9 protein-coding genes are annotated in these 17,696 nt (G+C 41.7%); 5 read left to right on the top strand and 4 right to left on the bottom strand.

The annotated features are described in order from the left end of the window. Nucleotides 1-7: 7 nt before the first annotated feature. Both ACYQ0C_RS17195 and ACYQ0C_RS17190 read right to left on the bottom strand, forming a co-directional pair. The gene (locus ACYQ0C_RS17195) at nt 8-2,827 is read right to left on the bottom strand and encodes a SusC/RagA family TonB-linked outer membrane protein (RefSeq protein WP_025076649.1); all 2,820 of its coding nucleotides are present in this window, start codon (nt 2,825-2,827) and stop codon (nt 8-10) included. Between the two features lie 225 nt (nt 2,828-3,052). Further along, nucleotides 3,053-4,681 carry a VapE domain-containing protein gene (locus ACYQ0C_RS17190; RefSeq protein WP_016275383.1) on the bottom strand — a complete coding sequence of 543 codons (1,629 nt, stop codon included), beginning with the start codon at nt 4,679-4,681 and terminating at the stop codon, nt 3,053-3,055. A 78-nt stretch (nt 4,682-4,759) separates the two neighbouring features. Here ACYQ0C_RS17190 and ACYQ0C_RS17185 point away from each other — a divergent pair, with 78 nt between their 5' ends. Further along, a complete protein-coding gene (locus ACYQ0C_RS17185) occupies nt 4,760-5,275 on the top strand; it encodes a hypothetical protein (protein WP_244964557.1) in 516 nt (171 codons plus the stop codon). Then, complete coding sequence (locus tag ACYQ0C_RS17180; RefSeq protein WP_016274975.1) at nt 5,272-6,177, top strand: IS3 family transposase; 906 nt, start codon at nt 5,272-5,274, stop codon at nt 6,175-6,177. The genes ACYQ0C_RS17185 and ACYQ0C_RS17180 overlap by 4 nt, the downstream gene beginning before the upstream one ends. A gap of 1,262 nt (nt 6,178-7,439) precedes the next feature. Here the strand turns inward: ACYQ0C_RS17180 and ACYQ0C_RS17175 are convergent. Then, nucleotides 7,440-8,936, bottom strand: coding sequence for a RagB/SusD family nutrient uptake outer membrane protein (locus ACYQ0C_RS17175; protein ID WP_025077303.1), 1,497 nt, complete (start codon nt 8,934-8,936; stop codon nt 7,440-7,442). Nucleotides 8,937-8,948: 12 nt separating this feature from the next. Continuing rightward, a complete protein-coding gene (locus tag ACYQ0C_RS17170) occupies nt 8,949-12,077 on the bottom strand; it encodes a SusC/RagA family TonB-linked outer membrane protein (protein WP_459976822.1) in 3,129 nt (1,042 codons plus the stop codon). Between the two features lie 375 nt (nt 12,078-12,452). Here ACYQ0C_RS17170 and ACYQ0C_RS17165 point away from each other — a divergent pair, with 375 nt between their 5' ends. The 3 genes from ACYQ0C_RS17165 to ACYQ0C_RS17155 form a co-directional block, all read left to right on the top strand. Further along, on the top strand, nt 12,453-13,613 hold the full coding sequence (locus ACYQ0C_RS17165) for a site-specific integrase (RefSeq protein ID WP_135952806.1): 1,161 nt from the start codon (nt 12,453-12,455) through the stop codon (nt 13,611-13,613). A gap of 424 nt (nt 13,614-14,037) precedes the next feature. Further along, complete coding sequence (locus ACYQ0C_RS17160; protein WP_459976799.1) at nt 14,038-17,049, top strand: SusC/RagA family TonB-linked outer membrane protein; 3,012 nt, start codon at nt 14,038-14,040, stop codon at nt 17,047-17,049. Nucleotides 17,050-17,064: 15 nt separating this feature from the next. Beyond that, nucleotides 17,065-17,696: RagB/SusD family nutrient uptake outer membrane protein (locus ACYQ0C_RS17155; protein WP_459976821.1), on the top strand; the 632-nt coding region annotated here is incomplete at its 3' end.

Genomic DNA, 17,696 nt, shown 5'->3' with positions numbered 1-17,696 from the left:
CTTTAAATTATAATTCGAAATTCAATCCAAACATAAACGCTTTGGTGGGAGGAGTGTCTGTCTGACGGTATCCGTTGATATCCACATCCGGATCTATGTCCTTTGTAGCACAATAAATCAAGAACGGGTTGGTTGCCTTGAAATAAACTCTCAGGTTATTGATGTATTTCTTTGAAACAGGAATCTTATAACCAAAGGTGATGTCGCGCATACGGATATTGTCGGTGGAACGTACGGTTCTGGAAGAGAATCGGTCTGAACGATAAGGATTGTTATAGATAGGTTTGGGATTGTCCACTTTGTCGCCCGGTTTAGTCCAGTAATTTCCTGCTACATCAGCGGTCATGTTGAAACTGCCCACATGTACACCGTCACTGTAGGTAAGGAAGTATCCGGGATAGTCAAACAGACTTGCGCCTGTCTGGAATGAAATCATGAATGACAAGTCGAAATTCTTATAAGTAAATCGGTTGGTCATACCACCCATCCAGTCGGGGACAGCCTTTCCTACAATACCTTTTCCAGCTTTGCTGTAATAGTTGGTAACGCCTTTGGAATGATCGTCCGGGTCAATCCAGAATTCTCCCAAACCGGTTTCAGAGTTCACTCCGATATATTCGGGCAGGTAGAATGTATGCATGGATTCACCTTCGCGAAGCAAATACATATTACCGTCACCATATTGAACGTCTGCTCCGTCGGGCAATTCCTTAATTTTAATGCTTTGGCGGGTCAAGTTCAAGTCGGTAGTCCATGTGAAGTTTTCTGTAACCACGTTTTGAGAGCTGATGGTAAACTCAACACCTTGGTTCTTCATTTTACCCAGATTCTGCCATTGGCTTGAGAAACCGGTCACATAGGATGTCGGTGTCTGGAACAGCAAGTCTGTGGTCAGTTTGGAATAATACTCAACTGTCAGGTTTACGCGGTTGTACAGATTCCAGTCCACACCCACGTTGAAGTTCTGAGATTTTTCCCAGCCCAGCTTTGTGTTTCCGGCATTTCCCCAATAAATGGCCGGACTGCTTCCGTAACCTCCGTTGGTGGAATAAGTATCCATGTAGCCGAAATAGTCACCCGGCAGGTTACCGTTAGTACCGTAAGAAACGCGCAATTTCAAGTCTGTGAACAATGGGTTGTCCTGCAAGAAGCTTTCGCCGCTCAGTCGCCATGCTCCGGATACAGACCAGAAGTTTGCCCAACGGTTGTCTGCTGCCAGACGTGAAGAACCGTCCCGGCGGAAACTGGCCGACAAATAGTATTTATTGTCGAAGTCATAGTTGATATTGCCGAAATAGGACATGATCGCGGCCTCATATACATTGCTTGAAGTCGAGTAGCTTTGTCCGTTGGCCAAATCGGGCAATTTGTCAGTAGCATACGATTTTGCGCTTGCGTACAGATAGTTCAAAGACCGGTCTTCCACTTCATATCCGACCAATGCATTTACATTGTGTCTGTCAAATGAGTTGTGATAGTTCAGGGTTGTGGAAGAAGTGAGCGTCTTGTTGGTGTAATCATAGCGTGTACCCAGACCACCTAATGATTCTCCATTCACACTTTCCGGTGCCCAGAATTCCCGTTCTTTGTTATTCATGTAGTCATATCCCAATACAGTGCGGGCTGTGAAATTATAAGGAAGTGTTACTTCTGCTTCAAAGTTAGTCATACTACGCATCAAGTCCGAAGCTACCGTTTCAGCTCTTGGTCCTGTCTTTTGTCCTAACATCAGATTCGGGTTGGAAATTTTAGAGCTGAAAGAAGCGTTTGGATTATACGAGCCGTCTTCCAGTTTTACAGGCGCTGTAGGGTCCATAGAAAACATGATGGACAATGGAGAAGTTGTTCCAAAGCCTTGTGACTGATCGTTTTGGTCACGGAATCCTTCAGTTGAAGAGAACGAAATCATTTGTTTGGCCGAAACTCTAAGCCAGTTTGTTACTTTATGATCCAGGTTCAAACGACCGCTATAGCGTTCGAACTCACTGCCTTTTACTATACCTTTTACTTTGTTGTATCCAAAGCTGGTATAAAAACGGGTCTTTTCATTACCACCGTTGATAGCAACCTGATGATTGGTATTCAGTCCGTTTTTGTACACTTCCTTTTTCCAGTCGGTATTGGTGTCGCTGTTATAGTTATAGAACCAGCCGGGCACTTCCTCATTGGCTGCTGAGGCTGCTGTCGCTTCATCCATGCCGGCATATTCTATAAAATAGTTTTTAATGGCATGCCAGTAATAGTCTTTTGTATCTTTGGCATCCATCATTTTATATTGGTTGCGGACAGCCATGCTGGTCCAGCCTGTTTCCATGTCATAGCTGACGCGGGTCTTTCCCTCTTTGCCTTGTTTGGTTGTAATGATGACAACGCCATTGGCGGCACGAGAGCCGTACAATGAAGCTGCCGCCGCATCTTTCAAGATCGTCATGCTGGCAATGTCGTCGGGGTTGATGGAAGATAATACAGATTGAGATTTCAGACCGGAACTCATGTCATCGTTCACAACCGGAACTCCATCTACAACATATAAAGGCTGTGTGGATCCGTTGATTGAACCAATACCGCGAATGAGAATCTTTTGATCCGAACCGGGATCGCCGGTAGAACCGCCTACACGCACTCCGGCGACTTTGCCTTCCAGTGATTTCACCAAAGATTCTTTCTGTGTACTGATCTCCCCTGCTTTCATAACAGAAGCAGACCCGGTAAATGAGGCTTTTTTGGCTGTGCCGTATGCCACAACCATTACTTCGTCAAGTACCTCTGTGTCAGATTTTAAAGATATCTGTAAATTGGCTTTGATACTCACCTCCTGAGTAGCCATACCGATGAAAGAAACGAGCAAAGTCTTTGCGGAACTAGAAAAATATATAGTACGCTGATTATCAAATAATTATCAACTCTATCATATTATGCCAACATACACTCCACGGGGTTATAACGCCATAACCTACAAGTTATTTCTACCATAATTCTACCATAAAATGAGATTGTGTTGATATCATTTCACTAAATTAACCTTTATAAAATTCGTATATGGCTTAAATGTTTAACATGCCACCACGCGGTACACATTCCCCTTGGCGGTATGCACCCGTTCGCCCAGCTGGGGCAGGATACGGCTCAGGCTGTAGGCGGTCATGCCCCTCATGACCGAAGGATGGGCGGCTTTCATGCGCTCGAACAACTGGGTGGCGGAAAGGGTCAGCACTTCCTGCGGATGGTCCTCTTCGGTGGCAAAACGGAAGCAGAGGCGGAATACTTCCTCTTCGGGTATGTGCTTGTAGAACAGTGCGTTGTGCTGCTGCATGGCTTGTTCCTCTTCCTTGTTGAACCAGCTTCGCTCACCGGACAGAAGCTCCGCCTTGAGCTGGGCGTACAGCTGCTTGTGCTCTACGGGCGTGGCGCAGTCTATGGCGTGTTCCAGGCTGACACAGAGGAAGCGTCGTGAGCCGGTACGGTCCACCAGCAGGTCCTCCCGGTTGCTGGTGCCGATGAACGAGGCGATGCGGGGAAGTGCCGATGCACTGCGTTTGTAGGCCTTGCGGATGTTCAGTGCGGAGGCCTGCATCAGGTTCTTCAGCAAGGGCATTTTGGATGCGCCTAGTTTGTCAAACTCATCCAGGTTGATCAGGCCGTAGGCGGCCAGTCTGGCTTCGGCGGATGCCGGGGAGCTGAGGTCGTAACTTTCCGTGTAGTAGGCTTTCAGCGTATCGGGCATCAGCAGGCGGCAGAACGTACTTTTCCCCAGTCCCTGACGGCTGCTCACCAGCAGGGGGGCCACACTGTTGGCGCGGTTATTATCCGGATTAAGCTGCATCCATTGGGCGGAGAGCCCCAGCATCCAGCGGTGGAAACCGTTCACCCATACCGGGTCTTCGGACACCCGGCGGGCGAGTGCGGATACCCGGTCCGTTCCGTCCCATTCGGGGAGGTGCTCAAAGTAGGCGGTGAAGGGATGGTATTCGCTGATGCGGCGCGAGCGCACAAAGCGTTGGATGTCCCTGTCCCAGCAGTCTATGCCTGTTTCGATGGCTTCCATACTGAGCGAGTTCATCCATCGCTCGTCCACCTTGGTGTAGCGCAGGTGGGTGTCGGGAATGTCGTTTGCTATGTCTGTTATGTTTTCTATGTTTGCCACCTCGGTTTCCTCGGTAAGGACATTGAAGCGGAAACGGTAGCGGGAGGTGAGGAAAGCGGTCACCTCCTGCATCAGGGTACGTGATTTCGCCTTCCTGCCGGTATCTTCCGAGGGTGCTTGTTCCGTTTTCTTTTGAACGTCTTTCGTATGGGCGGAATGTTCCTTTGCTTTTTCGGTTGAGGCTGCCGGCCGTTTGTGGGAAACGTCCACATTTTCCGGCAGGTTGTCCTTGCCGTTTTCAGCGAGGAGCACCTGTGATCCGGTCACTTCTCTCACTCCGTCTTCGCCTGACACGATGTAGTGGTAACTGCCCGTGGGTGCCTTCCCGTCGGTGCGCGGAGTCCAGTTCAGTACCAGAGCCAGCTGCCCCTCGCGGATATCCAGTGCCAGACGCACACCGGGGATAGTGCGGCAAAGCGGCATCACTCCGTTGAGGGCGGATACGAGATCACGGCGCAATGTTCCCTCGGTGGGAACAGGGCTTGACAGGAATTTGCTTCCGAAGAAGACTGTTTTGAGAGTGGCGAATACATTCATAGGTTACTTTTTTTAGTTTGGCAAACTACAAATATACAACATAAAAAGGCGTTTGTCAAGAGGGGCGGGTAATAGGGTATGGAACTTGGTGCAGGATTCGATGAAACTTGGGGCAAGATCCGATGGGACTTGGTGCATGATTCAATGGAGCTTGCTGCAAGATTTGTCTTACACTGGTATAGGTTGACACTTAAAAAGAGGCATAAAAAAAGAAATATTATGTCTAAATTTCATCGTAAGAATTATTCTGAGAGTTTCAAATTAGAAGTTCTCAGAGATTATTATGCAAGTGGTTTGTCAAAGAATTCTACTGCGAAAAAATGGGGGCTAACGAGTAATACTTATATTAGCCGTTGGCAGAAGTGCTATCCAATTGATTCGGAATTACTATCTTTGTCTTCCGAACCAATATCACAAGGTCAAATGAAGAATGATTCTAAATCAAGAGAACAAATTCTGGAGGAAGAGAATTTGCGTCTTAAGAAGGCTTTGGAAACGGAGAAATTGCGTTCCCGCGCCTTTCAGAAATTGATTGAGCTGACAGAAAAAGAAGAGGGTATTTCCATCTTAAAAAAAGATGGTGCCAGGCAGTGACAGGGCTTCGCAAAGAGTTTCCCCGCATTAGCGTGAAAACTCTTTGCGGACTGTTTGGCATGACTCCCCAGGCCTATTACAAAAAAAAGAAGACGCTTGTTTCACGCAGACAGATACAAGACACCATGCTTTCCTTTGTCCAATATTACCGTTCCAAGGCCCCCGGAATCGGTGGTCTGAAGCTCTATAACGAACTCCGTTCTGTTTATGGCAGTGGGTTGATTGGCGGTCGGGATACCTTTCTCAACCTGCTTCGTTCCCGTCATCTCATGCTGCCTCCCAAAAAGCCGCGGCATACGACGGATTCCAACCATCTGTACAAGAAATATCCGAATCTGACCAAAGGCATAACGGCACAATACCCGAACCATATTTGGGTGAGCGATATCACTTATATCTGGATTGAAGGAGGGGTATGTTACCTACATCTCATTACGGACACATATTCGCATGCCGTCCTGGGATGGGTGCTCGCCCCCGGACTCCAGGCCGATTATACGATACAGGCACTTGAACAGGCAATATCGGAAAGCGGCGGCGGCAACCTCTGCGGTACAATCCACCACTCTGACCGTGGTTCCCAGTACGCCTGTGATGCGTATGTCAATGTCCTAACCGGACATCACATACGCATAAGCATGACTGAAAGCTACAAACCGACCGACAATGCGGTAGCCGAACGGATGAACGGGATATTGAAATGTGAATGGATATATGGCATGTCCCTGTTCAAGGATGAGGATGACGCAAGACAGCAGATTGCCCAGATGATAGACTTCTATAACAACGGACGACCGCATATGAGTATCGGAATGAAGAAACCGATGGATGTATACTATGGAGAGGTGCCGGGAAAGTGCATGTGGAAAAAAGAAGGGAAAAAGAGGGCAGATGACAAATAAATGGTATATTTGTAACACCGAGAACTGGAGACATGACGGTTTATGCCATTGTCCCACAAAAGTCAATAGGGTATCGAACCCTATTGACTTTTACCGAGAACTGAAAACAATTAGGATTGTCCATTGTTTTCGTGTATAACAACTTCGTTAGTTGGAAAAAGCGAAAATAGACAACCTGTTTAGTAAGGAGTAACTAAAAATAACAACGTATTTAGTAACCAGCCTCGAAAAGTAACAACCATTTTCAGTATAAGTCAACTTGGGGCAAAATTCAATGGATGCAGGGCGCAATACATACGTATGTGTAAGCCGATGCTTGCGTATGTGTGCCCCGATGCTTATGTACGTGTGGGCTGACACGTTACTAATGTCGGGGCTTATACGTTACTAATGTTATTGTTGAATACGCCTTTATGTTTTTAAAATACACCTTGAGCTTTAAAAAATACGCCTTCAACTTTTAAGAAAACATCTTCAGGCTTTTAAAAAACAACTATACGTTTTTAAAACACGCCAGCTTGTTCAGTGCACAGACTTAGCCTGTTCAACGTACAGACTTAGCCTGTTCAACGTACAGACTTAGCCTGTTCAGCTTACAGACCTGGTCTGTTCCGTGTATTACTCCCCCACTAATCCGATACGCTCCCTTTTCCCCTCATCCTGTCATCTTATGTAATATGCACAGAAAATCAGCCGGTTAAAGCTGAAACCACTTCCCCTCACTTCCATTTCAGCCCGTATCGTTTTGTCCCTTCACAAAAAATGTGAAAGAGCAGGCTGAAAGGAGGCTGACAGGGCAATGACAGGAGCCCCTTCATAGCCGGAACGCCTATGGACAGGGCGTTTCAGCTGTAGATGAAAGGAGAAAAGGAACAACCGGCTTTTATCGCTGAGTCATTTAATATGAAGATAATCTCAGCATCCCTACATGCTAATGAACAGAGGATTGTCAATGTATTGAACTCTAATTTATTATCGATACGGCACTTCAAATCATAATATAGAGGACCATCTTAATGGAGGGTCTTCCGATTTGGCTGTAATCCAATTGATTAAACTTCATAAAAAGTGATTTTGGCCACGTTAAAGCCACTACTGCTATATATCGACTTTTCAACCCTCGGAAAAAAAATCGCCAAATCCGTGAATATGGACTTGGCGAACTTTTGATTTTAAGGTTTCAGCCGAGGGCGCTTGAAAAGTATGAACTATTTCAGTGCCCTTTATTACCAGACATCTTTTTATTATAGATTTATCAGTAATTATTCATTTTTATCAGTAATCTCACTATTGGCATTCAACTCTTTATCAGGAATTTGATAAATGAACAATTTGCTACCGGCAGGGACTTCCTTTGGAGCAATCGCACTATGATTAATCGCATGTGTTCTATCCAAACTTTCATGACGACGTTTCATGTCAAACAAACGACGACCTTCACCCCACATTTCAATACGCTTTTGAAGTTCAATTTCTTGTAAAAGCGCATCACTTGTTGCGGATGTTTCGTATTCCGGATTACGAGTTTTCATAATCGTAGTCAGCATTGTTTTTGCTTCACTTTCTTTTCCTGCCCTATATAATGCTTCTGCTGCGACAAAATACATTTCACCGGTACGCAAATAAATATAATCAGAGCAGAAAGTATCACCTGTAGGAGTAAAACCAGGTGCGGTAGAACCTACATCAATAAATTTGCGCTGCACATATTGTCTTACTTTATAATGAGTATTTGTTTCTCCAAAATCAACTCCAAACCATTTCTTACGAATGTCTTTGTCTGAAATCTTTTCATACAAATCACTGGAAATCATTTTGTAATTTCCTAAACTACCACCATAGCCCGGACCGTAAGGATCAACTTGACTCATGAATGAAGCGTAAAATGTATTCGTTTCACCATTAATATCAGCCCCCCATAACACTTCGCTCAAAGAAAGGTCATTAAAGCCGGAAAGTAATTCTTTTTCACTCATCAGTGACCCACCTTCAATAGCCAATTTTGCGTATTTGGCAACTTCATTCCATTGATCGGGATAATCATTGACAAATGAAAGGATGTTTGCATAAATGGCAGCTGCTGCATATTCATTCAATTCATCTTTCTTGGATATACCTTTTCCTTTCAAATAATTATATCCTTTGTCTATATCGCTCAGTATCTGTTCATAGACCTCACCTACAGGAATACGATTCAATTTGGTTTCAGATTCGGTATAAATAGGAATACCTAATTTATCTTTATTCCATTCATAAGGTTGTTGGTACATGTTTATTAACCAAAAATAGCAGTAAGCACGTATGGCGTAACTTTGTCCCAACATCTTCTCAACACTCTCATCACCGCTGCCCTCTTGTTCTTTCAGACCGCCGATTACTTCATTCGCACCACTGATTACAGCATACAGTTCTTGCCAGTAAGTGGTAGTACGACGATAACTTGAGGCACGGTTGTCAAGCAGATAATCATATACGAAGAAGTGTGAAGTCATATACGCCATATCACCCCCCATCAAGTCCGTAGCCAATTCAAACGCTTTTAATCCGAAGTCATCATGACTTTGCTGTGCTTCCGGAGCAAACATATTTTTGTAATATCCTGTAATGTATGCTTGAATAGCTGTAGGATCTTTGTCAAGCAAATCCTTAATTTGGTCTTCTGATGCATTTTCTGAAGGCTCCTTGTCCAAAAAGTCATCGCTACAAGACCCCATCATAAGTGCTGCAGCCAATATTGCTAAATATTTTGTATATTTCATAATTCTATTCTTTTAAAAGTTCAAATTAATGCCGAATGATAAAGTACGAATCGCAGAATAGTTGGCAGCCGAATATCCATAAGCATATTGGCGTGGATCCATACCTTTACGTTTAGAGAATAAAGCTACATTATCGGCAGATACGTAAATACGTGCACTGCTTGCTGATATTGCTTTCATCCATTCTTTCGGGAAAGTATATCCTAATGAAATATTACGGATATTGAAGAATGATGCATTCGTCAAGAAACGTGAAGACTGACTGTTGCTATTTTGCGCACCGTCCATTATAGGTACATTTGTATTTTTGTTTTCCGGAGTCCAGGCATCCAAGATATCCTTGTGCCAGTTGTTGCCCATATTGCTTCCCGCATGCATGAAAGAAGAATACATGCTGTCATATATCTTTCCACCTATTTGAAAGTTTGCAGCTATAGACAGATCGATTCCTTTGTATACAAAATCAGTTGAGATACCTCCTTGGAAGTCGGGCAAAGTAGAACCCAGTTCATATTTACTTGCCTGAGTATAATCTTCTGTCACAGTTTTTCCGATCACTTTGCCATTAGCATCTTTCTCATCCATATACCATTGTGCCGCACCTGTCTCCGGATTAACACCTGCATATTCATAGGTATAAAGATCATAGATGGAGCCTCCTTCCATCAAGCGGAATAAAGAAGCGGTACCATGAATGATTCCGTTCTCTCTTTTGTCTTCCGGAAGATTCAATATCTTATTGCTATAGTGTGTACCGTTAAAAGAAAGATTCCATGTAAAATCTTTTGTTTGAATCGGAGTGGCAGAAATAGTAAATTCAATACCCTTATTCTGCATATCCAACAAGTTCATCGGAACGTAAGAAATACCAGAAGAAATAGGATAAGGCATATTGTACAACATGTCCGAACTCTTCTTCAAGAAGTATTCAGTTTCTAGTTTCAAACGGTTATTAAAAAAGCCAGCTTCCAAACCAATATTCAAGTTTTTGCTTTTTTCCCAAGTCAGGTCTTTATTTCCACGATAAGTTTCGACTACAGAGAAATCTCCGTTATTATTGGTTACAGAATATTGTTTCAAATATGGCTGATAGACTACATAACCATTTATATCAAGAATTCCATCATTACCTTGTGTTCCATAACTTGCTTTCAGTTTAAGATTGGATAACCATTCCACATCTTTCAAAAACTCTTCCTGGGTCAATCTCCAAGACCCTCCGACAGACCAAAAAGTACCACGGCGATGGTCAGGATGGAATTTGGAGGATTCATCCGAACGAATACTTGCAGACAGATAATATTTGTTATCAAAATCATAGTTTACACGTCCGAAGAAACTTTCCATGCTATGTTCTTGCGTGTATGATTCCATATCACTCATAGTTATAGCATTGTTGAACTCAGGATTCCCAATAGTATAAAAATTATATTTATGAGTATACTGATACTTCAGTGTATATGAATAAGATTCGTGACCCGCCATTATGTCAATATTATGATGGCCGAACGATTTGTTATAGGTTAAAAGTTGATTTGCTGTAAATGATTCAATACGTTGATTGTATTTGTAAGTACGACCATTCACTTTAGCAGCATCTCCATACAATTGATTCATGTGGTCTGTACGGATCTGGTTCATCAAATCATAACCAATATTAGCGGTCGCCTTTAAACCATCAATAATATTAATATTGATAGTACCACGACCATTAAAGTTGTCATTCAATGTCTGATGTACATCCAATCCAGAGTTGGCTGCAATATTCTGATTGCTGAAACCACCCATACGTGTACTGTATGTACCATCACCAAAATCATAAACAGTGTTGCCATCTTCGTCATATATGCGACTTCCGTTTTCGTCATACGCATATACAGGATAGATGGGAGCGATCTGCTGAGTAAACATAAAAGCATTAGAATAATTAGTCAGACTGGCATTTTGCGACTGGCCTGCATTTTTTTCTGCTCTTGCATAAGCCAAATTACCATTGACGTCAATAAATTTGTTTACAGTATGATTAATGTTGGCACGTGCTGAAATACGTTCGAAGTCAGTATGCCTTAAAATTCCTTCATCCTTCAAATATCCCAATGATAAAAAATGAGTTGTCTTGGCATTACCACCTTGCAAACTCAAATTATATTCCTGGCGCATACCATTATGCAATGCGGCATCAGCCCAATCGTCATTATGACGGAGAGCAGCAGAACTAACTACACCATCAGCTGAAACCATAGCATTATTAGCTACACCGATAAAAGGATTGTAACCAATGCTGCCGATCAATCCTTCAGAAGCTTCCGCGCCTGTAGATTGATTTTTCAACGTATTCCAAGCTGTCAGTACGTATTCTTTTTGATCTTTCATGATATCATATTCAGGGACACCACGAGTATTTACTCCCCAGCGTGCATCAAGAGTAACTTTGGACTTGTCTACCATACCTTTTTTGGTAGTAATCATCACAACACCGTTTGCAGCACGTGAACCATAAAGGGCTGCAGACGCAGCATCTTTTAATATAGACATGCTTTCAATATCGGCAGGATTCAATGCATTAACAGACTCTTCATCATAAGGCATACCATCAACGACATACAAAGGAGCCGACGAGGCACTAAAAGATCCAATACCACGGATTCTTATTTTTGCATTTTCTCCAGGCTGTCCGCTGGTATTGATTACTTGTACACCAGCTGCTGCACCTTCCAAAGCTTTAGAAACTGAAGAAACTTGCATTTTTGCTATTTTTTCTCCACTAACGGCAGCTGCTGAACCTGTAAAAGATGATTTTTTCGCAGTACCGTATGCCACAACCACTACATCGTCAAGCATCTCTGCATCAGATTTCAAAACGATATGAACAGTCTGTTTAATACCCACTTCCTGAGTAGCCATCCCAATAAACGAAACCACCAAAGTCTTTGCGGAACTTGGAACGTTTGATAATGTAAATTTACCATCCATGTCAGTAACTGTACCTACAGTAGTACCTTTTACCAAAATAGAGGCGCCAACTACGGGTAATCCGTCTTCCTCCGAGATAACAGTACCTGTCACCTTCGTGATCTGAGCGGTTACCAGACCTATACCTACAAAAAGGCAGGTCAATAACAGCATTAATTTTCTTTTCATAAAATTCTCTCTTAAAGTTTAACTTTGCATTAATATAAATTCATTCACTCTAACAAATTACAAAGGTATGAATAAAATTGTAATCTCAAACAAATTATTGTAAAAAACATACTAAACCGCTATATTTTTATGCTTTTGGGCATTTAAAACTCACAAAAAACGAAAATAAACCTCATATTTATTCTTTTTTCTAAGTCGTGAAGAGAAATGACTTTCAAATTATAACTTATTATATAAACATACATTAACCTACAAATGTTAATCAATCGTCTAATTAATATAAAGATGGAAACAAAATAGCAGGATAACGCTTTTCTACTTTTCTTTATTGCGTCTTATTATAGTATTGTAGTATTTCAATTAAAGAATTAAATTATGAGGAAAATCAGTTATCGTTTCGTTTACAATCGAAAAAAAAGTTTAAATGACAGAGGGACAGCTTTAGTTCAAGTTGAGGCTTACTTGAATAAAAAGAAAGTGTATTTCTCCACGCATGTTTATTTACGGCCGGAACAATGGGATGTAAAAAGAAAGGTGGTCAAGGATCATCCCAATCAAGATGCACTGAACGGCATGCTCAATGAGTTTATTATTGAATTGGAGAAAAAAGAATTAAGTTTGTGGAGACAGGGAAAGACTATAACCTTGAGCCTCATCAAGGAAGAGTTCAAATCGAATACAGACGCTTCTTTTTTAGGGTTTGCACGCAAAGAAATTATTTCTTCCCAGTTAAAAGACAGTACCAAGCGCAATCATTTGACAACAATAACCCTTTTACAATCGTTCAAGCCGACAATTGAGTTTGAAGACTTGACCTATAATTTCGTTACAGATTTTGAAAAATTCCTTTATGAATCCGGATATCAAACAAACACAATAGCCAAACACATGAAACATTTGAAATCTTTTGTTAATGCCGCAATTAATAAAGGATATATTGATCCTAACAATTATGCCTTCAGAAGATATAAAATCAAAATGAAAGAAGGAAAACATGTTTTTTTATTGCCGGAAGAAATGAAAAAATTAGAGGAAGTCTCTCTGACAGGAAGAAACAGGGGGTTGGAACATACACTTGATGCTTTTTTATTTTGCTGTTATACAGGATTACGTTATTCTGACTTTGTGAGTCTGAAAGAAAAGAATGTCGTGAAAATGGGCGGAAAATTGTGGCTGATTTTTGACTCTGTCAAAACCGGTGCGGAAGTAAAATTGCCTTTAAGCCTGTTGTTTGAAGGTAAGGCACTAACCCTGTTGCAGAAATACCGAGGGAAATGGAGTTCGTTTTTTTCAATAAAGAATAATTCAAGCGTAAATAAAGAACTGATACGAATAGGCAAATTGGCCAGAATAAACAAACACTTTTCATTCCATTCTGCCCGCCACACCAATGCGACTTTATTGATATACAAAGGCGCCAATATAACAACTGTGCAAAAGCTGTTAGGACATAAAAATCTTGCTACGACACAGATATATGGAGAGGTGATGGGAAGTACAATCGTACGGGATTTGAAAAAATGCCAAAAGAAATAGCGCATCATCTCCTTGATAAAGTTTATTGCCTTGTAAGCACAGCGTTTCTTCGCCGTGGTTGCCGGGCAATAAACTGAAGGAAATAAAACACAACAAAAATCCCCTCCTTGCACAACCAGGTAGAAAATCAGTACCAAGGGCCACTGCATTTTTTTGAATTGTTAAAGAATCCAAAACAGCCAACCGACAACTGGATTTCACATCCCGTCATTATAAATTCCGGTAACAAAGAAGAAAAATCCATGAATGCGATATCTATTAAAGAAAGGTTACGACAGGTGAAAATTTAATCAAGATGAAGGGCCGGGATGGTAGAATAATGGTATAAATAATTTCCAAAATCATTATAATACGGTTTTAAGCAGTGGGGGAATCAATTAGGTGCAAATTTTATCATATTGATAATGAACGAAATAGACAATACATTAGTTCCGCAAAGACTTTGGTGGTTTCGTTTATTGGTATGGCGACCCAGGAAGTGGGTATAAAATCCAATTTACAGATAATCTTAAAGTCTGATACAGAAGTACTTGACGAAGTGATGGTTGTAGCATACGGTACTGCGAAAAAATCATCTTTTACAGGTTCGGCGGCAGTTGTCGATAGTAAAAAAATAGAGAAAAGACAAGTGTCGAATATTACCAATGCATTGTCTGGTGCTGTAGCCGGAGTGCAGGTCATGTCTAGTAGTAATGGCGGACAACCGGGATCTACTGCAAAAATCCGGGTGCGCGGTACTGGTTCTATGGCCGCCGGAAATGCTCCGTTGTATGTAGTGGATGGGGTACCCTATGATGGAGATCTTTCTTCTATTAATACTTCCGATATTGAATCTACAACAGTCTTGAAAGATGCCGCATCCAATGCACTTTATGGTGCTCGTGGAGCCAATGGAGTTGTATTGATTACAACCAAAAAAGGATCGATGGGGAAGGCAGTGATAAACGTGGATGCAAAATGGGGATCCAATTCACGTGCTGTACCTAATTATGATGTCCTGACAAATCCGGCCACTTATTTGGAACAGGCTTATCTTTCTATGTATAATGGTCAGATATACAATGGAAAGACTCCTGCGGAAGCGAATGCTTTTGCCAATCAGTCACTGCCGACTAATAACAATGGTGGTGTAGGTTATCAAATTTATACAGTACCTCAAGGGGAGTCTATGATTGGAATGGACGGAAAACTGAATCCGAAAGCCACCTTGGGATATTCGGACGGTACATATTACTATCAGCCGGATAATTGGTATGATGAATTATTCAATAGTGGAAACTTACGTCAAGAATATAATCTTAATATATCTGGTGCTACTGACAAATTAAATTATTACATGTCCGCTGGTTATCTGGATGATAGCGGATTGATCGCCGGATCCGGATTTACCCGTTATTCAGCTCGTGTGAAGGCCGATTATCAAGCCAAAAGTTGGTTGAAGGTGGGAGCGAACATGTCATACACAAATTATGATATGCAATCTCCGGCCAGTCAGGACAGTTATGCAGGAACTTCTTCTGCCAATCTTTTCTATGTGGCTAATTACATCGCTCCAATCTATCCCATGTACGCTCGCAATGCCGACAAGTCAATTATGGTGGACAGCAACGGATTTACAGTATATGACTTTGGAGACAGAAGCGTGGGAGGAAATTATAAACGTACGTTTATGAGTGGTTCCAATCCTGCTGCCATGATGGAACTGGACAAACGTCAATACCTGGCAGATGTGTTCAGTGGACGTTGGTATGCCGCTGTTAATATCTGGGACGGATTGAAATTTACATATAATATAGGTGTTGATCTGGATAATACTCGCTACAGCTGCTTGTATAACGCCTACTATGGACAATATTCAAAAGTGGGTGGTATCGTTTATGCCGGCTCGACTCGTACCTCAGGTATCAACCAGCAGGAATTACTGTCTTACACTAAAGAATTTGGCAAGCATAACATTGACGTTCTGGTAGGACATGAAAATTATACTTATGAGTATAAATACTTAAACGGAAGCAAAGAAAAATTATTCAACCCGAATATTGTTGAAATAGACAATGCAATAAAAAATCCTTCTATTAGTTCTTTTACTGATAATTATTCTACAGAAGGATGGTTGGCACGTGCACAATACGATTATGACGGCAGATACATTTTTAGTGCCTCTTATCGTCGCGATGCTTCTTCCCGATTCGCTAAAGATAATCGCTGGGGTAACTTCGGATCTGTTGGTGGAGCATGGGTATTGACTAAAGAAGCATTTATGGAAAATCAGAAATGGGCTGATTTCATTAAATTTAAAGTCAGCTACGGTATTCAAGGTAATGATGATTTGCTTTTCAATGATGTATATGGCAGCAAGAACTATTATCCATACCAGGATCAATATAATGTGGTAGAGAATAATGGAGATTTTGCGGTAAATATGTCCTATAAAGGAAATCCGGATATTACATGGGAAACTTCATATTCTTTTAATGCCGGTTTTGATTTTAACTTGTTTAAGGGTTTGCTGAATGGTAGTATAGAATATTTCAGCCGTAAAACAACGGATATGTTGTATTACATGCCGGTTTCTCCTTCCAATGGCTATGCGGTATATCCGAAGAATGTGGGTTCTATTCGTAATAGCGGAATTGAAATAGACTTGAATTCAGACATCATCAAGACTAAAAACGTGCAATGGAATGTATTTTTGAATGCGACTTCGGTTAAAAACAAGATCTTAGAGCTTGCTCCGGAACTGAATGGAGAGCTGATATCCGGCTCTACTATCTATAAAGAGGGAAAATCCATGTATCAACGTTACTATCGCAAGTATGCAGGAGTAAATGATGAAGGTGTGGCATTGTATTATATGGATGTGAAAGATGAAAAAGGTAATGTTACAGGACGGGAAACCACTACCGAATGGAATAAAGCAACCCGATATGAGACAGGTGACTTGTTGCCGGATGTGTATGGTGGCTTCGGTACGACTGTTTCAGCATACGGTTTTGATTTTTCTATTTCTTGTGCTTATCAGTTGGGCGGTAAATTGTTTGATAGCGGTTACCAGTCATTGATGCACAACGGAAGTGCGGCTTCTGCCGGTCAGAACTGGCACAAAGATATCTTGAACTCATGGTCGGAGAGCAATAAAGGTAGCAATATACCCCGTTTGAATGGAAATGATACTTATGCTAACTCTGCTTCAGACAGATTCTTGATCAGTTCGAATTATCTGGATCTTACTAATATTACATTGGGTTATACATTCCCCAAGGCGTGGGTGACCAAATTACAGTTGTCTAATTTACGCATTTATTTTGCAGCCGACAATGTGGCTCTGCTGTCAAAACGTAAAGGACTTGACCCTCGTCAGTCATATACCAGCGCTAATGCTATGACTTATTCACCTGTACGAACATTGTCTGGTGGTATTAAATTAACATTTTAATTAAAAGTTAGAAATATGAAACTATATAAATATTTATATCTCCTTCCATCTTTTGCATTTATGGTAACATCCTGCGATCTGGATGAAATACCTGAAGGAGGCACGATCACCTCTGATCAAAAAGATGAAATACAGTCAAAAGACCCTTCGAAGCTGAAAGCGGATGTAATAGGATTGTCCTCAAACCTGATTAAATATAATTCTATCGGAGAATGGTATGGTGGTACGGCTCACTTCGATTTTGGTTTTGCGTCAGCCTGCATGATGTATGATACGAGCGGAATGGATATGCCTTCTGAAGATACGGGTTATAACTGGTACCGTTCTCAGCTGCGCATGACTGACAGAACGGAAACAGGTACCAATACTTATTACTTCTGGAATTTGTTCTACAGTGAAATAAAAATGGCGAATGACATTCTAAAAGTAGCAACAGCTGATGTGGAGGATAAGGCTTTGAAGCAATACCGTGGACAGGCCTTGGCTACTCGTGCCTGGAGTTATTTAAATTTGGTGCAAATTTATCAGTTTACTTATAAAGGACACGAGAATGCTCCGGCTGTGCCTATTGTAACAGAAGAAACGACTGGTGAACAGGCTGCCAGCAATCCGCGCGCTACGGTTGCTGCCGTATATGATCTGATCAT

It is taken from the genome of Phocaeicola sartorii JCM 17136 = DSM 21941 (assembly GCF_054653615.1).
Note: the sequence above shows the minus strand (reverse complement) of the source record. Positions and strands in the feature narration are given on the sequence as shown.

Coding starts and splice junctions, on each gene's coding strand:
- ACYQ0C_RS17195 (WP_025076649.1), bottom strand. CDS start 2,827: ATGGCTACTCAGGAGGTGAGTATCAAAGCCAATTTACAGATATCTTTA.
- ACYQ0C_RS17190 (WP_016275383.1), bottom strand. CDS start 4,681: ATGAATGTATTCGCCACTCTCAAAACAGTCTTCTTCGGAAGCAAATTC.
- ACYQ0C_RS17185 (WP_244964557.1), top strand. CDS start 4,760: ATGGAACTTGGTGCAGGATTCGATGAAACTTGGGGCAAGATCCGATGG.
- ACYQ0C_RS17175 (WP_025077303.1), bottom strand. CDS start 8,936: ATGAAATATACAAAATATTTAGCAATATTGGCTGCAGCACTTATGATG.
- ACYQ0C_RS17170 (WP_459976822.1), bottom strand. CDS start 12,077: ATGAAAAGAAAATTAATGCTGTTATTGACCTGCCTTTTTGTAGGTATA.
- ACYQ0C_RS17165 (WP_135952806.1), top strand. CDS start 12,453: ATGAGGAAAATCAGTTATCGTTTCGTTTACAATCGAAAAAAAAGTTTA.